Origin of the sequence: Streptomyces sp. GMY02, assembly GCF_019056675.1 — a bacterium.
Lineage (GTDB): Bacteria > Actinomycetota > Actinomycetes > Streptomycetales > Streptomycetaceae > Streptomyces > Streptomyces odonnellii.
In genome coordinates this window covers 1966635-1988857 of record NZ_CP077658.1, presented here as the reverse complement: position 1 = coordinate 1988857, position 22223 = coordinate 1966635, and the positions used below count along the sequence as shown (strand labels likewise).

The following is a 22223-nucleotide window of genomic DNA, read 5'->3' as shown; positions in this document are numbered from 1 at the left end:
AAGATCCCCCTCTACCTACTACGCCCACAAGTAACGCCGCGCAACTCCCTTAGCCAGGGCCACGCGGGACGAGGAACTCAGGGAACTGGTCCAGATGGTCTATCAGTCCAACTACCGTGTCTACGGGGCAGGGAAGATCTGGCGGGAGCTCAACCGCCAGGGACACCGGGTGGGCCGCTGCACCGTCGAACGCCTGATGCGCGAAGTCGGCACCGTCGGCGCGGTACGCGGCAGGAAGGTCATCACCGCTTCCCCCGACTCGGCCGCAGCCCGGGCCCAAGACCGCATCGACCGCAACTTCGTCGGCCCGGCCCTCAATCGCACCTGGGTAGCCGACTTCACACACGTGGCAGCCCTGGGCGGGTGTCGTCTACGCTGCCTTCGTCGTGGACACATTCTCCCGCCGCATCGTCGGCTGGTCCGCGTCGATGTCGAAGGAGCCCCAACTCGTCCTGGACGCCCTGGGCATGGGCTTGTGGCAGCGTGACCGCGACGGTCGGCCGCCGGTGTCGGCGAGTTGGTCTATCACCCGGACGCGGGCTCGCAATGCACATCGTTCCGCCTGGCCGAACACCTCGATGCACCCAGATCGCCGCCCCGGTCGGCTCGGTCGGTGAGGCGTATGACAACGCCCTCACGGAGTCGACAATCGGCCTGTACAGGATCGAGGTCATCAAACAGATGCGGCGTGGAAGTCGCTCTCACAGTCGAGCTCGCCGCGGCCGAGTGGGGCGACTCGTACAACCACCGTCGACTCCACGGTGAGATAGGGCACATCCTGTCCGCCGAATACGAAACCAACTACTACCGAGCAACCACGAAACCCCAGATCACAGCCACCGACTGAGATCTCCAACGAACCCGGGGTGGTTCAGTCGCTCAGCTGACCAGCAGGACGTCGACCTCGCCCGCCGCCACTTCGTCCTGGACCGTGTCCCACTCCTCCACGTTCGACGAATTGATCGTCCGCGCGCGGATCCCGGCACGCGCGGCGGCCTCCACCTGATTGCGCATCAGCGCGAGCAGCGGCGAGACGATCACGGTCGGGCCCGCGCCGCGCTCCCGCAGCAGCGAGGTCGCCACGAAATACACCGCGGACTTGCCCCACCCCGTCCGCTGGACGACCAGCGCCCTGCGCTTGTCGGCGACAAGCGCCTCGATGGCCCGCCACTGGTCCTCGCGCAGCGTGGCGGCGCCGGTGGCGTCACCGACGAGGCGGGCGAGAACGGAATCGGCGGAGGCCCGGAGAGCCGTGCGGTCTGCGTTGGTCATGCACCCATGCAACCCGATGGCTCGGACAGAGCGCGAACACGGCCGCCGGCCTGTGGACAAAGTTATCCACAGGGGTCGCGGGATCCGGCCGGGCGAGGGACGGTCGTGCCATGAACAACGACCACGAATCGACCTCATCCACCGGCAGGCAGCAGATGACCCTGCGCAGTGCCGCCGAACTCGCCGACGCGCTCCCGTACTTGTTCGGCTTCCACCCCACCGATTCCGTCGTCATGGTCGCGCTCCACGGCGAGCACGGAAGTTTCGGCGGACGCCTCAGGCTGGGCATCCCGAGTTCGCCGAAGGAGTGGCCACCGGTGGCCGAGCAGCTCGCCGACTGCCTGATCGAGGGAAGCGCACGCAGGGGCGCCCGTCCGGACGGTGTTGTCGCCTTTCTCTGCCAGGACCCGGAAGAGGGGGAGACGGGCCGGCAGGTGATGGAGCGGCTCCGCCCCCTCGCGCAGCGGCTGCGCACCGCCTGCGGGAGCCTCGATGTGCCCGTGTACGAGGTGCTCTGCGTTTCCGACGGGCGTTTCTGGTCGTACTGCTGCCCCGATGTGCGCTGCTGTCCGTCCGAGGGCACCGGACTGGCCCTGCCCGGTACGTCGGTGATGGCTGCGGCCGCCACCTACGCCGGTGTGCAGGTCCGCGGATCGCTGAGGGAGATGGAGGCCCGTCTGACCTCCTGGGGGACACCGGCCGCCAAAGAACAGGAGCGTGCGCTCGACGAGGCGAGCGCGGTCCTCGTGCCCAGGATCCTGGTCGAACGGAGCCAGGAAAAGGTCGGTGCGGAGACCTTGCGGGCGGCGCGCGAGCTGATGAAGCGGCTCGCGGAGGCGCCACGTGCGGGACAGGCGGCCATGGACGCCGAGGACGACCGGCTCATCAGCCATCAGGAGGCGGCTGCCGTCATCCTCGGACTCCAGGACCGTACGACGCGGGACCGGGCCGCCGAGTGGATGGAAGGTCCGCAGGCCGAGCCGGCCCTGAGGCTTTGGCGCGCCCTGGCCCGGCGCTGCGTCGGCCCCTACAACGAATTCGCCACCGCACCGCTGACCCTGGCTGGCTGGGTCGCGTGGTCCACCGGTGACGAACCCGGCGCCCGGGTCGCGCTCGGGCTCGCCCTGCGCCTCGACCCGCAGTATGTCTTCGCCCAGTTGCTCCACCAGGCCTGCAACGAAGGACTCGACCCCGAGGCGCTGCGCCGCTGTCTGCGCGAGCAACGTGTCGCACGGGCCCTGCCGGGTCCACGCGGGGCTGCCGGACGGCCCGCGTCCCGTTCCGCGCGTCCGCCCGAGCGGCGCAAAACACTCCAGGCCGCACGGCGCCCCGAAAGGACGGCGGCGCGGGGCCGGGTCGGCCGGCGCGACGGCACGCGCGGGACAAGGAGCGGGGGATGACGGCCGTGACCCGGTCGGCCGGGCGGGCGTTCACCTCTGTGGCGAAGCCGTACGAGCCGCACCGCCGCGGCGACGGCCGCCCTCCGGAGCGCACAGAAGGCAGAACTGACCACCCATGGCCCTCACCGCCCCCTCCCCGAACAGCGAGCCGCCGCGTATCAGCCCCGTCGGGGCAGTCCGGAGGCGGGCGGCGCCGCCCGCAGGGCCGCCCGCCGTGCACCACGCTCTGCTGTGTGTCGCGCTGCCCTGCCTCGCGGTCTCGGCCGAGCACGGACAGCTCAACGGCGAGGGGATCGAGGGCTTCTACCAGTCGGGCCGACGACTGCTCTCCCGGTGCTGGCTGCGGATCGCGGGACGGGACCCGGTCCCGCTGCAGGGCAGGCTCGTCGCCGCCGACCGGGCGCGGTTCCGGGCGGTGGTCCGTACCCCCGAGGACGCCGGACCCGATCCGGAGATCAGCGTCGAACGGCTGCGGGACGCCGACGGCACCGAGCGGATCACCCTGCACAGCTCCGCCCGGCGGCCGCGCAGGATTCCGGTGGAGATCTCCTTCGGCACCGACCTCGCGGAGCTGGCCGCGATCGGCGCCGGCCGGGCGGGCCCCGAACTGCCCGCAGGTGTCCATGCGGCGGGTCTGCGCTGGTCAGCGCCGGACGGACGGTACGCCGTCGTCACCGCGTCCCCGGCCCCGCAGGACTCGCTGGCCTCGGCGGGACTGCTGCGCTGGGAAGTGGAGCTGGGGCCCGGAGCCGCCCACACCATCGAACTGCGGATCCGCTCCGATCGGCCGGTGCGGCCCACAGGCCGAACGGGGAGCGATCCTCTGCCCCGGGCGGCGGCCGAGGGGGACGACCTCCGCGTGCGGCCGCTGTTCGCCGCGAGCCTCGGCGATCTGCGGGGGCTGCTGCTCCGAGGTCCCGGTGGCCCTGCGGACCTCCACCCTGCGGCAGGCGTGCCCTGGCGCTGCGGCCCGCCCGCCGCGGAAGCGCTCTGGGCCGTACGGATGGCGCTCCCGCTCGGCACCCGCCTGGCCGCGGCGACGCTCCGTACCCTCGCCCGCACACAGTTCAGGGAGAAGGGGCGAGACTTCGGGCGGCTCCGCGGACCGCTGCGCGACGCCGGTCCTCATCTGCCGCCGAGCTGCACCGGCGTGGAGGCGACACTCGCCTTTCCCGTCGTCCTCGCGGAGGCACGCCTCTGGGGGCTTCCCGAAAAGGAGCTGGCCGAGCTGCTCCCGGCCGCGGAGCGTTGTCTCCAGTGGCTGCGTGTCGCCTCGGACGACGGCGATCTGCTGGGGGAGCCGGGCCCCACCGGGCCGCAGCGCGTCGAGACCCAGGCCCACGCGCACCGGGCGGCCCTGCTCGGGGCGGATCTGCTGGAGGCCTGCGGACGGCCGGGGGCGGACGGCTGGCGGGAGTGGGCGGGGGCGCTGCGGCGGCGGTTCGGCGAGACGTTCTGGATCGACGACCGCGCGGGGGGCCGGCCGGCCGCGGCGCGGCTCTCCGACGGACGGCTCCTTCCGTATCCGAGCGGCAATGCCGCGCATCTCCTGGACACGGGGCTGCTCGGCGAGGGGAGAGCGGCCCCGGGTCTCCTGGACGGTGCCAGGACCGAGCAGGTGGCCCGGCTGCTCGGCAGTCCCGCGCTCGACACCGGCTGGGGGCTGCGCGGACTCGCGGCCAAGGAGCCGGGTCACAATCCGTTCGGCCACCGGGCCGGGGCGGTGCGGGTGCACGAGACGGCCGTCGCGATCGGGGGTCTGGCGGCGGCCGGGCACGAGAAGGAAGCCGTCTCGCTGCTGCGCGGGCTGCTGGACGCGGCGGAGGCTTTTGGCCACCGGCTGCCGGAGATGTACGCGGGGGAGCAGCGGACCGCCGTGGGTGCGCCCGTACCGCATCCCGCCGCATGCCGGCCTGCCGCGGTGGCCGCGGCGGCGGGGATCCATGTGCTCACCGCGCTCGTGGGTATCCGTCCCGACGCCCCCGGTGGCACGGTCGCGCTGCACCCGATGCGCACCGCCCCGCTGGGAGCGGTCCAGCTCAGCGGGCTGCGGGTGGCGGGGGAGCCCTTCTCCGTACGGGTAAGCCGGCTCGGGCTCGGCATGGTCGAGGAAGCGGCCGACGGACTCCAGCTCGGGGTGTGAGACGGCTCGGCGGGCCCGCTGGTCCGCGGACTTGAAGATCGGAGGAACGGCAAAGAAGTGGCCGTGGGTTAATGACACAAGGAGTGTTTATCGTCAAGCAGACGACTATGATCATCGCATGTCGCCCTACGACCCGTCGGCCTTCCCGGCTTTCGCTGTCACCGTCGACCTGGTCGTGCTCACCGTCCGGCGCCACGCGCTCTGCGCGCTGGTCGTACGGCGCGGGGAGCCGCCCTTCCAGGGGCGGTGGGCGCTGCCCGGCGGCTTTGTCCGGGGCGACGAGGATCTCGCCGAGGCGGCGGCACGGGAGCTCTCCGAGGAGACCGGGCTCTGCGCACACGACCCGCTCTCCCCGGAGCCCGGGAACGGGGCCCATCTCGAACAGCTCGCGACCTATGGGGAGCCCGGGAGGGACCCCCGTATGCGGGTCGTCAGCGTGGCGCATCTCGCGCTCTCGCCCGACCTTCCCGCGCCCCGGGCCGGCGGCGATGCCAACAGCGCGCGCTGGGCACCCGTCGAGGCGCTGCTCAACCAGGAGGGTGGTTTCGCCCGCGAGGACGAACAGCCCGCCCAGCTCGCCTTCGACCACGCCCGGATCCTCGCGGACGGGGTGGAGCGGGCCCGCTCCAAGATCGAGTACTCCTCGCTCGCCACCGCGTTCTGCCCGCCCGAGTTCACCGTCGGCGAGCTGCGCAGGGTGTACGAGGCGGTGTGGGGCGTGGCGCTGGATCCCCGTAACTTCCACCGCAAAGTGACGGGCACCCCGGGCTTCCTGGTCCCGTCCGGGGGGACCACCACCCGGCAGGGCGGCAGACCGGCCCAGCTCTTCCGGGCCGGCGGGGCGACCGTACTCAATCCGCCGATGCTGCGCCCCGAGGTCTGACCTCCGGTACGGGCGGCACCGGCGGAGCGGGCGTCAGGATGACCTGACGGATCGTCAGTTCAGGCTCCGGTGGAAGCCGCGTGGCCGGACGCGAATTGCGGACACCGGGACACCCGGGTGCGCATCATGCGTCACAAGTCGGACATGTCGAGTTATCTTGCTGCGGTACTAGCCCCTGCCGCCGAGCGGTCTCACCTCCCCCGCGAGAGAAGCGATGCTCCAGGCCATCGGACTGACCAGCACCCCCCGTCGAGACCTCACCTCCGCCGTGGACGATCTGACCTTCGAGGTCCGGTCCGGCACCGTCACCGCGCTGCTCGGTGCCTCCGGCGCGGGCAAGACCACGGTCCTCAGGCTGATGCTCGAACTCCAACCCGGCCGTGGGATCACCTACTTCCGCGGCCTGCCGCTCCATCGCGTCGCCCACCCGGCGCGCGAGGTCGGGGTGCTCCTCGGCGATGTGCCCGGCCACCCCGGACGGACCGTCAGAGGCCAGCTCAGAATGCTCGGCGCCGCGGCCGGCGTCCCCGCGTCGCGCGCGGACGAACTCCTCGGTGCCGTCGGCCTCGACGGACTGCGCGGCGAACGGCTCGGCACGCTCTCGCTCGGCATGGACCGCAGACTCGGGCTCGCCACCGCGCTGTTGGGCGACCCGCACGCGCTGCTGCTCGACGCGCCGTCCGCGGGTCTCTCGCTGCGCGAGAGCACCTGGCTGTTCGGACTGCTCCGCGCTCATGCGGCCCGGGGCGGCACCGTTCTCTACACGACCAGCGACCCCAAGGAAGCTGCCCGTACCGCCGATCATGTCGTCACCATCGACGACGGCCGCCTGGTCGCGGACCAGGACGGGGCCGAGTTCGCGCGTACCAGACTGCGCCCGCGCGTAGCGGTCAGGACACCGCACGCCGCGCGCCTCGCCGACGCGCTGAGCCGCGAGGCCCGCGCGGAGCGGCGCTCGGTCGAAGTGGTCGCCGAGGCGGGCAGCCGGCTCACCGTCTACGGCAGTAGCTGCCCCGAGATCGGCGAGACCGCCTTCCGCCACGGTGTCCTCGTCCATCAGCTCGCCGACGAGTTCGGGGACACAGGACCGGAGCCCGCTCACCACCCCGCCCTCGCAGCCGCCTTCGCGCCCATTCCGCTTCCCCGGCCCGTCTCGCTGCCCGCGTCGGGCCAGGGCAGCGGCACCGTTCCCGCTCCGGCCTCCGAGGCGGACACGGCACCGACCCGGGCGGTGATCGCCCCGCCCGCCGAACTCCGGGCCGCTCCCCGGACCAAGCCCGTCACCAACTCCGCGAACGCCTCCACGTCCACGCCCGGACCGCCGTCCGACGGCCCGGGGCCCCTGCCGCGCCCGGTGCCGCCGCTGTCGCCGCGTCCGGTCCGCAGTCCGCTCAGACCGGTGCGCTACGAACTCCACCGCATGTTCGGGATCCGTACGACACCGCTGATCGTGGCCGCGGTCGTCCTCGTATCCGTTCTCCTCGCCCTGTTCCTCGCCCGCGCCGGCGGGACTCCGCCGCGCGGCCTGCTGGTGGCCTGGCCCGCGATCCTGCCGCTGCCGCCCGCCGCGCTCGGCGCGGGACTGCTCGGCGCGCTCACCTTCGGCGACGAATTCCGCTATCCCGCGCTCGCCGGCGCCCGGGGCACCGTTCCCCGCCGTCTCGCCCTGCTCCTCGCCAAGCTCGCGGTGACCGCGGCCTCGGCCCTGCTCCTCGCCTTCCTGGTGGTGGCGGTCGACGGCGCCGCGCTGCGCCTCGTCCACGGCCATGCCGCCGCGCCCGTACCGGACAACTGGCCCGCGCTGGGTGCCCGCTGGGCCGGACTGGCCGTCGGCTGCGCCTGGGCAGGCCTCCTCGGCGCCGGGGTCTTCCGGGTCACCGTCGCCGGAGTGGCCGTCGTCGTTGCCGTACCGACCCTGGCCGTACCCCTGTTGCAGACGGCGTTCGCGGGCCCGTCCGCGCGTTCGACGGCCGGACTCCCGGCCAGGCTCCGTGAACTGGCGTGGCTCCAGTGGCCCACCCGTGCCGACCACTGGCTGACGGCCGTGGCAGGACTCCTCGCCCGGCCGCTCGCCGCCGCGCTGGCCCTGTCGGTGTCGGTCCTTCTCTGCGCGTATCTGCTCACCGGCCTTCGCCGCAGGGCCCGTTGATGATCGCGGAGCGACCGGAGCGTGCCTTCCTGCTCACAACTCCCCTGAGAAAGCCCGCTTCTTTCCGATAAGGCGTCAATCGAGGGGCGAGCGCCGATCACCCTTTCGTGTGCTTTTCACCAAAGACCTCAAGGCTCGTGGAAGCAACGCCGACAAAGGATGCGTGAGTACCCTTGCGCACACCATGATGACCGCCGCCCGTTCCGTCGAGCCGGGCCTCGCCGACCCGGGTGAACTCGACCGCTACCCCTTCGCGGAGGCGCCAGGCGCCGACCGCGCGGCAGCTCCCGTCTGGGAGGGCGCCGACACCGATCTGGGCCGGGTGGGACGACGTACGGCGAGCAGCCGCGGCCGCGGACTGCACGGCCAACTCGTCCAGCAGCTCGGCCAGATGATCGTCTCCGGAGACCTGGGCGCCGACCGGCCGCTCGTACCGGAGGAGATCGGCCAGCGCTTCGAGGTCTCCCGCACGGTGGTGCGGGAGTCGCTGCGCGTTCTCGAGGCCAAGGGCCTCGTGAGCGCCCGTCCCAATGTGGGTACGCGCGTCCGCCCGGTGAGCGACTGGAATCTGCTGGACCCCGACATCATCGAGTGGCGCGCCTTCGGGCCGCAGCGCGACGACCAGCGCCGTGAGCTGAGCGAGCTGCGCTGGACGATCGAGCCCCTCGCCGCGCGGCTGGCCGCCGGCCACGGCCGGACGGAGGTGCAGCAGCGGCTCGCCGAGATGGTCGAGATCATGGGCCACTCCCTCGCCCAGGGCGACTCGATCACCTTCGCCCGCGCGGACGCCGAATATCACTCCCTGCTGATCCAGCTCGCCGGCAACCGCATGCTGGAGCACCTCTCCGGCATCGTCTCCGCCGCCCTCCAGGTCTCCGGCGGTCCGGTCACCGGATGCGACCGCCCCACCGAGGCCTCACTCGCCCACCACGCCCGGATCACCGACGCCCTCGCCTCCGGCGACGCGCACGCCGCGGAATCGGCCATGCGCCAACTGCTCACGGTCCAGCCGGATGTGGAGCGCGTTGTGCCCGCGCCGCGCGAGCACTGACCGCCGCCAGGACCAGGACGTACGGGGATGTACGCATCGTGTGTCGCCGGACCCGGGGGTCCGGCGACGCGATTGTGAGGTCCTAGATCCCGCTTCTGTGTGCTTTGTCGCAAATGGGGTGTGACTCGGGCCACGTGGAATGGGCGTAACACTCCTTGAGGCAGGGCGATGACCTAAGAGGTGACAGCCGAGGAGGGAATACGACCGCCGTGCGTGGCGCTGTATTCACCCTCTGAGGTCCTAGCCCGCGCCGTCGGCACATCCCCAGCCGACGGTCGTCGGCTCCGGCCCGATCCTGGGCGGGGCCGGAAGCCGTTTCCATCGTTCCGAGAGGTTGTTCGTGTCGGCCAGCACATCCCGTACGCTCCCGCCGGAGATCGCCGAGTCCGAGTCTGTGATGGCGCTCATCGAGCGGGGAAAGGCTGATGGGCAGATCGCCGGCGATGACGTGCGTCGGGCCTTCGAGGCCGACCAGATTCCGCCAACCCAGTGGAAGAATGTTCTGCGCAGCCTCAACCAGATCCTCGAGGAAGAGGGTGTGACGCTGATGGTCAGTGCCGCGGAGTCGCCCAAGCGCACCCGTAAGAGCGTCGCAGCGAAGAGCCCGGTCAAGCGCACCGCCACCAAGACTGTCGCGACCAAGACGGCCACGGCGAAGACCGTCGCGGCAGCCACCGCCGCTCCCGTGGTGGAGAGCGTGGACGCGGCTGCCGACGAGGCCGCCGTACCCGCGAAGAAGACCGCCGCGAAGAAGACCGTGGCCAAGAAGGCGGCGGTCAAGAAGACCGCCGTGAAGAAGACGACCGCCAAGAAGGCCACGGGCAAGAAGGACGCCGACGAGGCCCCGGACGGCGAAGAGCCGACCGATGAGATCCAGGGCGGCAAGGTCGAGGAGGAGGAGACCGAGGGCGAGAACAAGGGCTTCGTCCTCTCCGACGACGACGAGGACGACGCGCCGGCCCAGCAGGTCGCCGTCGCCGGTGCCACCGCCGACCCGGTCAAGGACTATCTGAAGCAGATCGGCAAGGTCCCGCTCCTCAACGCCGAGCAGGAGGTCGAACTCGCCAAGCGCATCGAGGCCGGGCTCTTCGCCGAGGACAAGCTGGCCAACTCCGACAAGCTCGCGCCCAAGCTCAAGCGTGAGCTGGAGATCATCGCCGAGGACGGGCGCCGCGCCAAGAACCATCTGCTGGAGGCCAACCTCCGGCTCGTGGTCTCGCTGGCCAAGCGGTACACCGGCCGCGGCATGCTCTTCCTGGACCTGATCCAGGAGGGCAATCTCGGTCTGATCCGCGCGGTCGAGAAGTTCGACTACACCAAGGGCTACAAGTTCTCCACGTACGCCACCTGGTGGATCCGGCAGGCGATCACCCGCGCCATGGCCGACCAGGCGCGCACCATCCGTATCCCGGTGCACATGGTCGAGGTCATCAACAAGCTCGCGCGTGTGCAGCGCCAGATGCTCCAGGACCTGGGCCGCGAGCCCACCCCGGAGGAGCTGGCCAAGGAACTCGACATGACCCCCGAGAAGGTCATCGAGGTCCAGAAGTACGGCCGTGAGCCGATCTCGCTGCACACCCCGCTGGGCGAGGACGGCGACAGCGAGTTCGGAGACCTGATCGAGGACTCCGAGGCGGTCGTCCCGGCCGACGCGGTGAGCTTCACGCTTCTCCAGGAGCAGTTGCACTCGGTTCTCGACACCCTCTCCGAGCGTGAGGCGGGCGTGGTCTCCATGCGCTTCGGCCTCACGGACGGCCAGCCCAAGACGCTGGACGAGATCGGCAAGGTCTACGGCGTGACGCGGGAGCGGATCCGGCAGATCGAGTCGAAGACCATGTCGAAGCTGCGCCACCCGTCGCGTTCGCAGGTTCTGCGCGACTATCTCGACTAGTACCCCGCCCAGTACCCCGCTGGAGCCTGATCCGCTTGGCGCGCTCGGTCGGCACGTGATCCGTCCGGTCTCGATCAGGTCACTTTCAGGGGCGCACTGAAGCGCGTTCGAAGGCCCGGATGCCTCCAGGGATCCGGGCCTTCACTCTGCGCGCGGGGTGCGGGAGGCGCGTCGGGGGCTGACTCTGGGTAGATACACCTTCACCGGAGAGTCAGGAGCCCGTATGCGCCGTTCCCTTGCCCGCGTGCTGACGGGAGGAGTGACCGTGATCGCGGCGGGGGCGCTGCCGCTGCTCGTCTCACCCCTGCCCGCGGCCGCCGAGAGTGTGGTCATCGGGGGCGAGCCGGTACGGGCCGCCGACAGCCCCTGGGCCGTGGCCGTGTCCAGCCGTGACCGTTTCGGCGGTACACGGGCGGGCCAGTTCTGTGGAGGCGTGGTGGTGGCTCCGACGAAAGTGCTGACGGCCGCGCACTGTATGAGCCCGGATGTGCTCGGAGGGCCTCCGGGACGGGTGCGCGACCTGAGCGTCATCGCGGGGCGGGACCGGTTGCGCGGCAGGGGCGGCCATGTCGTGTCCGTGCGGTCCGTACAGGTGGATCCGGGGTACGACCAGGCGACCAACGCGGCGGATCTGGCCGTGCTGACCCTGGAGCGCTCGCTGCCGGGGCGGTACGCGATCCGGCCCGCGGAGCCGGGGGATTCCGCCGCCACGCCCGGTACGGCCGCGGCCGTCTACGGCTGGGGCGACACCTCGGGGAACGGGGACTACGCGAGTACGCTGCGCTCGGCGCCGGTGACGGTGCTGTCGGACGCGAACTGCGAGAAGGCGTACCCGGGCGGCTCAGGGGGCCGCTACGACCCCGTCACGATGCTCTGTGCGGGCGATCCCCGGGGCGGGCATGACGCGTGCCAGGGCGACAGCGGGGGGCCGCTGGTGGCCCAGGGACGGCTTATCGGGCTGGTCTCGTGGGGCAGCGGCTGCGGGCGCCAGGACAGTCCCGGCGTCTACACCAGGATCACCACGGGGAACAAGTCGGTCGCGGCCGCGGTGGGAACGCCCGTACCACGCTGAGAACGCCCGTATCACGCTGGGACAGGGCGCCCGTACCGCGCTCAAGAGAACGGGCGGCCACCCCGCAGTACCGGGGTGGCCGCCCGTCGGCCGGTGTACGCCGGCCCCTGGCTCGTCGTGGATGCGAGGTGTCAGCGCTCCTCTTCACCGCCGCCGGCCGGAACAGCCGTCAGCCGGTCGGTCTCATCCTGTATTTCCGCGGCGATCTTCTTGAGTTCCGGCTCGAACTTACGTCCGTGGTGGGCGCAGAAGAGCAGTTCACCACCGCTGATCAGGACGACGCGCAGATAGGCCTGCGCGCCGCAGCGGTCGCAGCGGTCGGCCGCGGTCAGCGGGCTCGCGGGGGTCAGAACAGTAGTCACGTCGCCTCTTCTCTAGCTCGACGAGCTGTCGTACCAGGGTCAACATCCAACCAGGCCGAAAACGTTCCCGCTCTCGGCTTTTCCTCGAAAACTTCTTTCCGCGCTGGCCGGCTGCTGGTGGTTGGCGGCGAATGAGCCGTATTGCTGGCTGGGCTTCGCTCTACGGGTTTCGCTTCGCTTGACAGTGCTTGTCAGTGGGGAGCGCCCTCACCGGCTGGCTTGCCGGTTGTTGATGAGGACGTGCCCGGAGCCTAAATGGTTCATGCCTGGAAGGGAACGTGATGTGTGCTTCACCCTGGCGAGGGATCGAACACCTATACGACCTTGGACTAGCATGAGAAATCGCGAGGGTAGCGTGACAACGGCTCTACCAGGCCTCTGTACCCTCTGACCGGTGACAGACGCCGGGCCTTTACCCCACGGGGCCACATCTCAAATTCAGCGAGGAGCGAACCGCGTGACCGCCGAGACGTCCGTGCCGTCCACTGCGCTGCTGACCGCAGACCGTGACGGCTCCAACTACACCGCGCGGCACCTGCTCGTCCTTGAGGGGCTCGAAGCGGTCCGCAAGCGCCCCGGAATGTATATCGGCTCGACCGACAGCCGTGGCCTGATGCACTGCCTCTGGGAGATCATCGACAACTCCGTCGACGAGGCCCTGGGCGGGTACTGCGACCACATCGAGGTGATCCTCCATGAGGACGGCTCGGTCGAGGTCAAGGACAACGGCCGGGGCATCCCGGTCGACGTCGAGCCCAAGACCGGCCTGTCCGGCATCGAGGTCGTGATGACCAAGCTGCACGCCGGCGGAAAGTTCGGCGGCGGCTCGTACGCGGCCTCCGGCGGTCTGCACGGCGTGGGCGCCTCCGTGGTGAACGCGCTCTCCGCCCGGCTCGATGTCGAGGTGGACCGCAACAGCGCGACGCACTCGATCAGCTTCCGGCGCGGGGTCCCCGGCATCTTCACTGAGCCGGGCCCCGACAGCCCCTTCGATCCGGCGAACGGGCTGATCAAGGGCAAGCGGGTGCCCCGGACCCGTACGGGCACGCGTGTGCGGTACTGGGCGGACCGGCAGATCTTCCTCAAGGACGCCAAGCTCTCCCTGGAGACGCTCCACCAGCGCGCCCGCCAGACCGCCTTCCTGGTGCCCGGACTGACCATCGTCGTCAGGGACGAGCGCGCGGGCGCCGAGGGCGGCGGCCCGTCCGAGGAGACGTTCCGCTTCGACGGCGGGATCAGCGAATTCTGCGAATATCTGGCGCAGGACAAGGCCGTCTGCGACGTACTGCGGCTGACCGGGCAGGGCACTTTCAAGGAGACCGTGCCGGTCCTGGACGACCGCGGGCACATGACGCCCACCGAGGTCACCCGCGAGCTGGGGGTCGACATCGCGCTGCGCTGGGGCACCGGGTACGAGACCACGGTCAGGTCGTTCGTCAACATCATCGCGACGCCCAAGGGCGGCACCCATGTGAGCGGTTTCGAGCGCTCCCTGACCCGGACGGTCAACGAGGCGCTGCGTTCGGCCAAGATGCTGCGCGTCGCCGAGGACGACATCGTCAAGGACGACGCCCTGGAGGGCCTGACCGCCGTGGTCACGGTGCGGCTCGCCGAGCCGCAGTTCGAGGGCCAGACCAAGGAGGTCCTCGGCACCTCGGCGGCCAACCGGATCGTCTCCAATGTCGTCGCCAAGGAGCTGAAGGAGTTCCTGACCTCGACGAAGCGCGATGCCAAGGCGCAGGCCAGGGCCGTGCTGGAGAAGGCCGTCGCCGCGGCCCGTACGAGGATCGCGGCCCGTCAGCACAAGGAGGCGCAGCGCAGGAAGACCGCGCTGGAGACCTCCTCGCTGCCGGCCAAGCTCGCCGACTGCCGCAGTGACGACGTGGACCGCAGCGAGCTGTTCATCGTGGAGGGGGACTCCGCGCTCGGTACGGCCAAGCTCGCCAGGAACAGCGAGTTCCAGGCGCTGCTGCCGATCCGGGGCAAGATCCTCAATGTCCAGAAGTCATCGGTCTCGGACATGCTGAAGAACGCCGAGTGCGGGGCGATCATCCAGGTCATAGGGGCGGGTTCCGGTCGTACGTTCGATATCGACGCGGCTCGCTACGGCAAGATCGTGCTGCTGGTCGACGCCGATGTCGACGGCGCCCATATCCGCTGTCTGCTGCTCACGCTCTTCCAGCGCTATATGCGGCCCATGGTGGAGGCGGGCCGGGTCTTCGCCGCCGTACCGCCGCTGCACCGGATCGAGCTGGTGCAGCCCAAGCGCGGCCAGGACAAGTACGTGTACACGTACTCGGACAATGAGCTGCGCCAGACGCTGCTGGAGTACCAGCGCAAGAACATCCGGTTCAAGGACTCCATCCAGCGCTACAAGGGTCTGGGCGAGATGGACGCCGACCAGCTCGCGGAGACCACGATGGACCCGCGCCACCGCACGCTGCGGCGGATCAACATCGGGGACCTGGAGTCGTCCGAGCAGATCTTCGATCTGCTGATGGGCAACGAGGTGGCGCCCCGCAAGGAGTTCATCACCAGCTCGGCGGCGACGCTGGACCGCTCGCGCATCGACGCCTGACGTGCTGTCCGGAGCCGTGGTCTCCACCCCAGGGTGGAGACCACGGCTCCACCCGTGATCAACCCGTACGCCGATGCTCCGACCTGGGCTTTCTCCGTACTGTCGACGGCGCCGACCTTCCGTGTCGGCCTTCCCCGTCCCCGGAGGCACTCCATGTCCGCACTTGTCGATGTCCTGGTGATCATCGCCGCTGTCGCCCTGATCGCCGTACGCCAGCTCAGGCCGCAGCGGGTCACCGCCGACGGGCGGCGCTGGCTGGTCCTGCCGGTCGTCCTGGTGGTCGTCGCGCTGCGTGAGCCCGGTCTCCTCGACCAGCACCACCGGTCGCTGTCGGTGCTGCTGCTCGGCGCCGAACTGCTGGTCGGCCTGGCGATGGGCGTCGGCTGGGCCAGGACCAGCAGGCTGTGGACCGGCCAGGACGGCACACTGTGGAGCCGGGGCACCAAGGCCACCATCGCGGTGTGGATCGGCGGGATCGCGCTGCGGCTCGGCCTGATGGGTATCGGCGCGCTGGCCGATGTCCACCAGGGGACCGGAGCGCTGCTCCTCGCGCTCGCCGCCTCCGTGCTGGTCCGCAGGGGCATGCTGGTGATGCGGGCGCGTACCGCCCGCCCGCCGTACGGCGACGGCTCGGCCGCCGCCGGGGCGGCAACCGAGCCCTGGAAGGACCGTGTGTGACAGCCGACGTCTGGACGAACTGGCCCTCCCGGGAGGCCCTCTCCCGGCAGGGCCGTACTGAGGCCCGGCGCTGGCTGGCCCGTACGATTCGGATCGTCGTCCTGGTGAGCCTGCTGTGGGCGATCCTCAGCCGGCGCGATGTGGACGGCTGGACGGCGCTGGCGGTCGTGGCGGCCGTGCTCGCGGTGGTGGGCTGTGCCTGGGCGTTCTTCCGCACCACCCTGCGGCATCAGCTCTGGCCGTCGGTCGGCCTGCTGGTCCTGCTGATGGGCGGGGCCATCGCCTCGAACCAGGCGGGGTTCGAGGCTCCCGCGGTCGTGATCTGGTGCGGCTGCGGCGTCTCCGCCATGGAACGGCTGCCGCTCGCCGCCGCCCTGCCCGTCACCTTCGCCGCCCTCGGCGGGTACACCGCGGTCAACCACGAGTCCTGGCCGGGCGCGGCGATCACCACCGCGGGGCTGCTCCTCGGCGGGTATGTGCTGCGGCTCGACGCGGAGGCGCGCGGCAGCGCCCAGCGGCTGCTGGCCCAGGAACGGGCCGCTCGTGCCGCCGAGGCGGAGTCGGCCGCCCTCGCCGAGCGGGCCAGGATCGCCCGCGACATCCATGACGTCCTCGCGCACAGCCTGTCCGCACAGCTCGTGCACCTGGAGGCCGCCCGGCTGCGGATCGAGAAGGAGCCCCCGGGACCGTTCCGCGACCAGATCCTGGAGCGGGTGGTGGCCGCGCGCTCCATGGCGCGCGAAGGGCTCGCCGAGACCCGCCAGGCGCTCTCCGCGCTGCGCGGGGAGATGCCGCCGCTCGGCGAGTATCTGCGGGAGCTGGCCGCGGTGGACGGTGCCGAGGCGGTGGTCGAGGGGACGCCCAGGCCGCTGCCGGCGGAGGCCTCGCAGACGGTACGGAGGGTGGCGCAGGAGGCGCTCACCAACGTACGGAAACATGCGCCGGGGGCGCGTGTGCGGATGGTGCTCACGTACGGGCCGGACGAGGTGACGCTGGATGTACGGGACTCCGGCGGGAAGGGGACGGGCCCGGCCGGGCTGGAGGCCTCCGGCTCCGGGTACGGTCTGCTGGGGATGAGGGAGCGCGCCGAACTGCTCGGCGGGAGTCTGGAGGCCGGACCGCAAGGCCTCCGGGGCGCCGGGCCCGAGCACGCGGGGGGGTCCGGGAGAGCCGGAGCACGTGGGCGATACGGGAGGGACCGAGCACGTGGACGGTCCGGCTGAGCCGGAGCGCGTGGAGGGTCCGGAAGGGCCGGAGGGCTCCGGGCGTTCCGAGCGCTCTCAGGAGCGTGCGGGTCTCACAGACCCCCCAGGTCTCACAGACCCCCCAGGTCTCCAAGACCTCCGAGGGAAAGGTTTCACCGTGCGTCTGCGAGTGCCGGCGTGACGGCCAGGGTGATCGTGGCCGACGACCAGGCCGTGGTGCGTGAGGGCATCGTGATGCTGCTCGGGCTGCTGCCCGGTATCGAGGTCGTCGGTGCCGCGAAGGACGGTGAGGAGGCCGTGGCCCTCGTTGCCGAACTCGCCCCCGATGTCGTCCTGATGGACCTTCGGATGCCGCGCTGCGACGGGGTGGAGGCGACCCGCCGTATCCGTACCGAACACCCGGGCACCCAGGTGGTGGTCCTCACGACCTACGCGGACGACGATTCGCTCTTCGCCGCGCTCCGGGCCGGCGCGCGCGGTTATCTTACCAAGGACGCGCAGGGCGAGGAGATCGTACGGGCCGTCGAGGACGTACTGGCAGGTCAAGCCGGGCTGGCACCCGCCGTACAGCGCAGACTTCTGGAGCGGGTCACCGCCCCGCCCGAGCCGCAGGCGCCCGTGGAACTGCCCGACGGCCTCACCGCCCGGGAGGCCGAGGTGCTCTCCCTGGTCGCGGAGGGGCTCTCCAACAGGGAGATCGCACAGCGGCTGCACATCGGCGCGGCCACGGTGAAGACCCATATCAACAACCTCTTCGCCAAGGCCGGGGTGCGCGATCGCGCACAGGCCGTGCGATACGCCTATCAACGGGGACTCATCGCGCCACCCGGGACAACCATCACCTGATGGGGTGAAGCAGGGGCGACCGGGCTCCCGGGCGCCACCGTGCCGACCATCCTTGCTACGCGGCCGAAACGGTTCGCCGACAAGGAGAGTTGACCGGTGGAGAAGCAGGACGGGCGGAAGACCGCGGAGGTGCGGCTCGACGACCCTTGGTACGAAGCGCTGGCCTCGGACTGGGGCGAGCCGGACGGCTCCGGCCCGCCGTCGGCACCGGCCGCGCCAGGAAGCGCCGCCGACAGGACCGCCGACAGCGACGCGGATTCCGACATCTATCTGCGGGTGCAGCGCAGCGCCGCCTTCCAGGAGGTGCGCGGACGCTACCGGCGCTTTGTGATTCCCGCGTCGCTCGCCTTCTTCCTCTGGTACTTCGCGTACGTGGTGGCCGCGACTACCGCGCCGGAGCTGATGGCGAGACCGGTGGTCGGAGCGGTGAATGTCGCGATGGTGGCGGGCCTCGGCCAGTTCCTCTCCACCTTTCTGCTGGCGTGGGCGTACGCACGCCATGCCCGGCTGCGCAGGGACCGGGCGGCGCTCGAACTGCGCTGGGCCGTTTTCGACCAGGAGCAGGCACGGGAGACTTCGGGGCGTGCCCGGTGACCGGCGATCATCAGACCCTGGCGCTGCTGCTGTTCACCGCGTTCGTCGCGGTCACCCTCGGGATCACCACCTGGGTGAGCCGCCACCGGCAGGGCTCGGCGGAGGAGTTCTACGCCGGCGGGCGGCTGTTCTCCCCCATGGAGAACGGTTTCGCCATCGCCGGGGACTATATGTCCGCCGCCTCCTTCCTGGGCATCTCCGGCCTGATCGCCCTCTTCGGTTACGACGGCGTGCTCTACTCGGTCGGCTTCCTCGTCGCCTGGTTGGTCGTCCTCTTCCTGGTCGCCGAACTCGTCCGTAACTGCGGCCGGTTCACCCTCGCCGATGTGGTCGCCGCCCGGATGCGCGAGCGGCCGGTCAGGATCGCGGCGGGCATTTCCTCGGTCACCGTGTCGGTGCTCTATCTGGTCGCGCAGATGGTCGGGGCGGGCAGTCTGGTCGCTCTTCTGCTCGGCGGTACGAGCGCGTCGGCGCGCACCTGGACCGTGATCGGCGTCGGCGCGCTGATGGTCGTCTATGTGACGCTCGGCGGGATGCGGGCCACCACCTGGATCCAGATCGTCAAGGCCGTTCTGCTGATGGCCGGGGCGGTCGCGCTGACCACGCTGGTCCTGGTCCGCTTCCACGGTGATGTCAATGCCCTGCTGAACACGGCCGTGGCGCACAGCGGCCACGGCGGGGAGTTCCTGGCGCCCGGTCTCAAGTACGGCGGGGACTGGACCGCGCGTTTCGACTTCATCAGCCTGGGGCTGGCGCTCGTCCTGGGTACGGCGGGACTGCCGCACATCCTGTCGCGCTTCTACACCGTGCCGACCGCGCGGGCCGCCCGGCGCTCGGTGGTCTGGGCGATCGGACTCATCGGCGGCTTCTATCTGATGACGATCGTGCTCGGGTTCGGGGCGGCGGCGCTGGTCGGCTCCGATGCCGTACGGGCCTCGAACGCGGCCGGGAACACGGCGGTTCCGCTGCTGGCGCTCGATCTCGGGGGAGGAACGGGAACGACCGGCGGAACGGTTCTCTTCGCGGTCGTCGCCGCTATCGCGTTCGCCACGATCCTGGCGGTCGTCGCGGGCATCACGCTCGCCTCCTCGGCCTCCGTGGCCCACGACCTGTACGCCTCGCTCCGGCGTCGGCGTACCCGCCGAAGGCGCGGGCGGCGGAGCGAGGTCGCGGTGGCCCGGCTGGCGGCGGCCGGGATCGGAGCCGTGGCCATCGCGCTGAGCCTGCTGGCCCAGGGGCTGAATGTGGCGTTCCTGGTCGGACTCGCTTTCGCGGTGGCCGCCTCCGCCCATCTGCCCGTCCTGCTGTACTCCCTGTTCTGGCGGAACTTCACCACGCGGGGCGCGGTCTGGGCCGTCTACGGGGGACTGGTGCCGGCCGTGGTGCTGGTGGTGCTCTCGCCCGTGGTCTCGGGGAGCCCCGAGGCGGTCTTCCCCGGCCTGGACTTCCAGGTGTTCCCGCTCCAGAACCCGGGCGTGGTCTCCATTCCGCTGGGCTTCCTCGCGGGCTGGATCGGTACGGTCACCTCGCCGGAGCCGCCGGACGCGGCCAAGCACGCGAGGACGGAGGTGCGTTCGCTGACGGGCGCGGGCGCGGTGTGACCGAACCCGGCCATGGCGGGCGCGGTGTGACCGTGCCCCGGCCGCCGTAAGTGCGGTGTGACCGGCCGCCGCGGGCCCCGTGTGACCGCGCCCCGGCCGCCGCCTCAGCCCCTTGACCAGGTGAACCGGTGCTCGGGGCGCCCCGTCTCGCCGTACCGGAGCGTGAGTTCCACCCGTCCGGTCCGCTCCAGAAGTTTGAGATAGCGCTGCGCGGTCTGCCGGCTCATTCCCGCGCGCTCCGCGATCTCCTGTGCCGACAGCGGCCCGTTCGCCCCCATCAGCACCTGGCGCACCAGCTCCGCGGTGGTGGGGGAGTGGCCCTTGGGCAGGGCGGGGGCGGCGGCGCCGGCGGAGAGTGCGCCGAACATCCGGTCCACCTCCGCCTGTTCCGTCTCGCCGCCGCGGTCCAGGGTCCTGCGCAGCGTCGCGTACGCCTCCAGCTTGGCCCGCAGCCCGGTGAAGGTGAACGGTTTGATCAGATACTGGAGCGCTCCATGGCGCATCGCGGCCTGGACGGTGGCGACATCGCGGGCCGCCGTCACCATGATCACATCGGTCTGATGGCCCAGCCGCCGCAACTCCCGTACCACCGCGAGTCCGTTCTCGTCCGGCAGATGGTGGTCCAGGAGGATCAGATCGACGGACCGCTCGGAGATCCGGCCGAGCGCCTCGGCGGCCGAGTGCGCCTGGGCCACCACCCGGAAGCCCGCCACCTTGGCCACATAGGCGGTGTTGATCTCCGCGATCCGGATGTCGTCGTCCACGACCAGTACGTCGATCACCGTGGCTCCCCGGCCGCGTTCATCAGGTCTCCGGCGCCGCCCTCCGCGGCCTCCGCCTCCGTCTCGGCGGTCAGGGCCTCGGGAAGTACGACGGTGAACTCGGCGCCGCCGTCCACCGATTCCCCGACCCGGGCGCTGCCGCCCTGCCGCTCGGCGAGTCTGCGTACCAGGGCCAGACCCAGACCGCGCTTGCCGTGGGCCGGGGGCTCCTTGGTCGACCAGCCCTCGGAGAAGACCAGTTCGCGATGGGCTGCGGGGACACCGGGACCGCTGTCGGAGATCACAAGGACGACCGTACGGCCTTCCGCGCGCAGTTCCACCTCGATCCTCGGGTCCTCCGAGCCGGCCGTCGCGTCCAGCGCGTTGTCGACCAGATTGCCGACGACCGTGACCAGACCCTGCGGATCCACCAGCCGGTCGGGCAGCAGGGTCACGGGCGAGAGCCGCAGCGAGACCCCGCGCTCGGCGGCGACCGTGGCCTTGCCGACCAGCAGCGCCGCGGTCAGCGGGTCATGGATCCGCTCGGTGATCTGCTCGGCGGTGACCCGGTGCACCCCGACGACCTCGGTGACGAACTCCACCGCCTCCTCGTGCAGGTCCAGCTCCAGCAGCCCGAGCACGGTGTGCATCCGGTTGGCGTGCTCGTGGTCCTGGGCGCGCAGGGCGTCGATCAGCCCGCGGGTCGCGTCCAGTTCACGGCCCAGCCGCTCCAGCTCGGTGCGGTCGCGCAGGGTGACGACCGCGCCGCCGTCATCGGTGGGCATCCGGTTGGCGACCAGGACACGGCTGCCCCGGACGGCGAGCAGATCCTCGCCCAGCACCCGCCCGGACAGCACCTCGGTCGTGCGTCCGCCACCCAGCACCTCGTCCAGCGGGCGGCCTATCGCGTCGGGGCCGAGGCCGAGCAGCCGCTGCGCCTCGTCGTTGATCAGCCGTATCCGGCCGCTCCCGTTCAGCGCCACCACGCCCTCGCGCAGGCTGTGCAGCATGGCCTCGCGCTCGGTGAGCAGTGCCGAGATGTCGGAGAAGGCCAGATCGTGGGTCTGCCGCTGAAGCCGCCTGGAGATCAGATACGCGGCGAGCGCCCCCGCCGCCAGCGCCCCTCCCGCATAGGCGAGCAGCCCCGGGATCGCGGCGAGCAGCCGGTCGCGGACACTGTCGTACGCGATACCGACCGAGACGGCTCCGACGATCTCGCCCGTACGGTCGCGCAGCGGCACCTTGCCCCGGGCGGAGCGGCCGAGCGTACCGCTGTCGATCTCCATGACATGCGCGCCCGCGAGGGGCGCGCTGGGGTCGGTGGAGACGACCCGGCCGATCTGGCTCGTGTCGGTGTGCGACCAGCGGACCCCGCGCCTGTCCATGACCACCACATACTCGGCGCCGGTGGCCCGCCGGATGCGCTCGGCCTCGGCCTGTACGGGCCCGCCCGGCGTCGGCCGCGAGGAGACCAGATCGGCGGCGATCTCCGCGGAGGCGGCGGTCTCGGCGATCGCCAGCGCGCGGCGCATCGCCTGGTCGTCCAGTTCATGGCTGAAGGGCGCCAGAAAGAGGCCGGTGGCCAGCACGGTGACGCCCGCGGCGATGGCGAGCTGCATCAGCAGCACCTGCGAGAAGACCCGGCGCGGCCAGCCGAATCGCCGCCGTCTCCCCTCGGTGCCCGGTCCGGCACTCATGTGTACGAACGGTAGAGGGCCGGGCGTGCTTTCTGAAATT

17 protein-coding genes and 2 pseudogenes are annotated in these 22223 nt (G+C 71.1%); 15 read left to right on the top strand and 4 right to left on the bottom strand.

What is annotated here, in order from left to right:
- Positions 1 to 76 precede the first annotated feature (76 nt).
- Both KQY30_RS37375 and KQY30_RS08250 read left to right on the top strand, forming a co-directional pair.
- Positions 77 to 487, top strand: a pseudogene (locus KQY30_RS37375) (IS3 family transposase); the annotation flags it as partial.
- A 201-nt stretch (positions 488 to 688) separates the two neighbouring features.
- Entirely contained in the window at positions 689 to 847 is a 159-nt protein-coding gene (locus KQY30_RS08250; protein WP_217306277.1) for a hypothetical protein, read from the top strand.
- A gap of 16 nt (positions 848 to 863) precedes the next feature.
- On the opposite strand, the pseudogene KQY30_RS08245 reads toward KQY30_RS08250, so the two are convergent.
- Positions 864 to 1272, bottom strand: a pseudogene (locus KQY30_RS08245) (DEAD/DEAH box helicase); the annotation flags it as partial.
- A 110-nt stretch (positions 1273 to 1382) separates the two neighbouring features.
- On the opposite strand from KQY30_RS08245, the gene KQY30_RS08240 reads away from it, so the two are divergent.
- From KQY30_RS08240 to KQY30_RS08210, 7 genes are all read left to right on the top strand, one after another.
- Positions 1383 to 2672: a DUF4192 domain-containing protein gene (locus KQY30_RS08240; RefSeq protein WP_217306276.1), complete on the top strand. Its 1290-nt coding sequence runs from the start codon at positions 1383 to 1385 to the stop codon at positions 2670 to 2672.
- Between the two features lie 115 nt (positions 2673 to 2787).
- Positions 2788 to 4815, top strand: coding sequence for a glycogen debranching N-terminal domain-containing protein (locus tag KQY30_RS08235; RefSeq protein WP_217306275.1), 2028 nt, complete (start codon positions 2788 to 2790; stop codon positions 4813 to 4815).
- A 118-nt stretch (positions 4816 to 4933) separates the two neighbouring features.
- Positions 4934 to 5698 (top strand): NUDIX domain-containing protein, encoded by a 765-nt coding sequence (locus tag KQY30_RS08230; protein ID WP_217306274.1) that lies wholly within the window; start codon positions 4934 to 4936, stop codon positions 5696 to 5698.
- A 214-nt stretch (positions 5699 to 5912) separates the two neighbouring features.
- A complete protein-coding gene (locus KQY30_RS08225; protein WP_217306273.1) occupies positions 5913 to 7847 on the top strand; it encodes an ABC transporter ATP-binding protein in 1935 nt (644 codons plus the stop codon).
- A 109-nt stretch (positions 7848 to 7956) separates the two neighbouring features.
- Positions 7957 to 8898, top strand: a complete 942-nt coding sequence (locus KQY30_RS08220) for a FadR/GntR family transcriptional regulator (protein WP_269801346.1) — start codon at positions 7957 to 7959, stop codon at positions 8896 to 8898.
- Between the two features lie 340 nt (positions 8899 to 9238).
- Positions 9239 to 10789, top strand: coding sequence for an RNA polymerase sigma factor (locus KQY30_RS08215; protein WP_217306272.1), 1551 nt, complete (start codon positions 9239 to 9241; stop codon positions 10787 to 10789).
- Between the two features lie 223 nt (positions 10790 to 11012).
- The gene (locus KQY30_RS08210; protein ID WP_217306271.1) at positions 11013 to 11861 is read left to right on the top strand and encodes a serine protease; all 849 of its coding nucleotides are present in this window, start codon (positions 11013 to 11015) and stop codon (positions 11859 to 11861) included.
- 131 nt (positions 11862 to 11992) lie between these two features.
- Here the strand turns inward: KQY30_RS08210 and KQY30_RS08205 are convergent, their stop codons facing one another.
- Positions 11993 to 12223 carry a hypothetical protein gene (locus KQY30_RS08205; protein ID WP_046495432.1) on the bottom strand — a complete coding sequence of 77 codons (231 nt, stop codon included), beginning with the start codon at positions 12221 to 12223 and terminating at the stop codon, positions 11993 to 11995.
- A gap of 457 nt (positions 12224 to 12680) precedes the next feature.
- Here KQY30_RS08205 and KQY30_RS08200 point away from each other — a divergent pair, with 457 nt between their 5' ends.
- The 6 genes from KQY30_RS08200 to KQY30_RS08175 all read left to right on the top strand — a co-directional run bounded on the left by KQY30_RS08200 (position 12681) and on the right by KQY30_RS08175 (position 19725).
- Entirely contained in the window at positions 12681 to 14801 is a 2121-nt protein-coding gene (locus tag KQY30_RS08200) for a type IIA DNA topoisomerase subunit B (RefSeq protein ID WP_046495430.1), read from the top strand.
- 153 nt (positions 14802 to 14954) lie between these two features.
- The gene (locus tag KQY30_RS08195) at positions 14955 to 15479 is read left to right on the top strand and encodes a CcdC protein domain-containing protein (protein ID WP_217306270.1); all 525 of its coding nucleotides are present in this window, start codon (positions 14955 to 14957) and stop codon (positions 15477 to 15479) included.
- A complete protein-coding gene (locus KQY30_RS08190; protein ID WP_217306269.1) occupies positions 15476 to 16702 on the top strand; it encodes a sensor histidine kinase in 1227 nt (408 codons plus the stop codon). Before KQY30_RS08195 ends, KQY30_RS08190 begins: the two co-directional genes overlap by 4 nt.
- 159 nt (positions 16703 to 16861) lie before the next feature.
- Positions 16862 to 17530, top strand: a complete 669-nt coding sequence (locus KQY30_RS08185) for a response regulator transcription factor (protein ID WP_217306268.1) — start codon at positions 16862 to 16864, stop codon at positions 17528 to 17530.
- A gap of 96 nt (positions 17531 to 17626) precedes the next feature.
- A complete protein-coding gene (locus tag KQY30_RS08180) occupies positions 17627 to 18124 on the top strand; it encodes a DUF485 domain-containing protein (RefSeq protein ID WP_217306267.1) in 498 nt (165 codons plus the stop codon).
- A complete protein-coding gene (locus tag KQY30_RS08175) occupies positions 18121 to 19725 on the top strand; it encodes a cation acetate symporter (protein WP_217306266.1) in 1605 nt (534 codons plus the stop codon). The genes KQY30_RS08180 and KQY30_RS08175 overlap by 4 nt, the downstream gene beginning before the upstream one ends.
- Before the next feature lie 104 nt (positions 19726 to 19829).
- Here the strand turns inward: KQY30_RS08175 and KQY30_RS08170 are convergent, their stop codons facing one another.
- The gene (locus KQY30_RS08170) at positions 19830 to 20507 is read right to left on the bottom strand and encodes a response regulator (RefSeq protein WP_217306265.1); all 678 of its coding nucleotides are present in this window, start codon (positions 20505 to 20507) and stop codon (positions 19830 to 19832) included.
- A complete protein-coding gene (locus tag KQY30_RS08165) occupies positions 20504 to 22183 on the bottom strand; it encodes a sensor histidine kinase (RefSeq protein WP_217306264.1) in 1680 nt (559 codons plus the stop codon). The genes KQY30_RS08170 and KQY30_RS08165 overlap by 4 nt, the downstream gene beginning before the upstream one ends.
- Between the last annotated feature and the right edge of the window lie 40 nt (positions 22184 to 22223).